Genomic DNA, 1,435 nt, shown 5'->3' with positions numbered 1-1,435 from the left:
GCGCCGAGCCGGGGCTGCCGGGCTGAACTGGCCGTTGCCGGCCGGAATGACCGACGAAGACCTGGAGCTGCTGCTTTTCCCTGCGCCGAAGCCTGCGTCGCAGAGCCCCCAGCGGCCCATTCCCGACTAGGGCTATGTCGACAAGGAGCTGCGCCGGCGCAACGTGACCCGCCGGCTGCTGTGGGACGAGTATCGCGCCAGCCATCCCGATGGCTTCGGCTACACATGGTTCTGCACGACCTACGAGGCCTGGAAGGGGCGTGCCCGGCCTTCGATGCGGCAGACCCATCTGGGCGGCGAGAAGGTCTTCGTGGATTTCGCCGGCGACACCATCGACGTCATCGACCCCTCAAGTGGGGAAGTGCAGTCGATGAAGCTGTTCGTCGCGGCGATGGGCGCGTCCAATTATACGTACGCCGAGGCCTGCCCAAGCGAGGGGCTCGCCGACTGGATCCGCCTCCACGTCAACCTTTTCGCCTTCCTCGGCGGCGCGCCGACATTCGTGGTCTGCGACAATCTCAAGGCCGCCGTCACCAATCCCGACCGCCACGATCCTGGCCTCAACCGAACCTATGCCGAGATGGCGAGCCATTACGACACGGCCATTCTCGCAGCCCGGCCGCGGCGCCCAAAAGATAAGGCAAAGGTCGAAGTTGCGGTGCAAGTCGCCCAGCGATGGATTCTGGCGCGGCTGCGCAACCAACGCTTCTTTTCGTTGGCGGAGCTGAACGCAGCCATCAAAATACTCGTCGTCGAACTCAATGCCCGACAGATGCGCGACTTTGGCGCCAGCCGCGCCGAACTGTTCGCCGAACTCGACAAGCCCAAGCTCACAAAGCTGCCGGACCAGGCTTACGCTTTCGCGCACTGGAAGCGCTGTCGGGTCGGCCCCGACTATCATATCGAGATCGACGGACACTGGTATTCCACGCCGTATCGGCTCATCCGTGAGCTCGTCGATGCGCGCATTGACGACAGGACGGTCGAGATCTTCCACAACGGCCGCAGGATTGCCAGCCACGCTCGCGCGCCCAACCGGCGGGGCCACACCACCATCGCCGACCACATGCCCAGCGCCCATCGGCGCTACGGCCAATGGACGCCCGCCAGAGTGATCGCCGCCGGCGAGCGGATCGGTCCGTCGACCGCCGCCTTCTTCCAGGCCGTGATCGCGGCCCGGCCGCATCCCGAGCAAGGCTTTCGCACCTGCCTCGGCATTCTGTCGCTGGCCAAAAGCTACGGCGCCGAGCGCGTCGACGCGGCCTGCCGGCGCGGCATTCTGATCAAGGCGCGATCCGTCGCCTCGATCCGCTCCATCCTCCAGAACGGCCTGGATCGCACCTTTCTCGACGAGCCCTCCGAACCCCAACCCCTGCGCCACGGCAACATCCGCGGCCGGGATTATTTCCACTGAAGCCAAGGAGACCTGTATGCT

General features: G+C 65.3%; 1 pseudogene. It reads left to right on the top strand.

The window, feature by feature from the left end:
- Nucleotides 1–1,414, top strand: a pseudogene (istA, locus tag ACZIRK_RS45145) (IS21 family transposase); the annotation flags it as partial.
- Between the last annotated feature and the right edge of the window lie 21 nt (nucleotides 1,415–1,435).

Source organism: Bradyrhizobium sp. Leo114 (assembly GCF_055229415.2).
The sequence above is the reverse complement of the archived record's forward strand: the minus strand, read 5'-3'. Positions and strand labels throughout refer to the sequence as shown.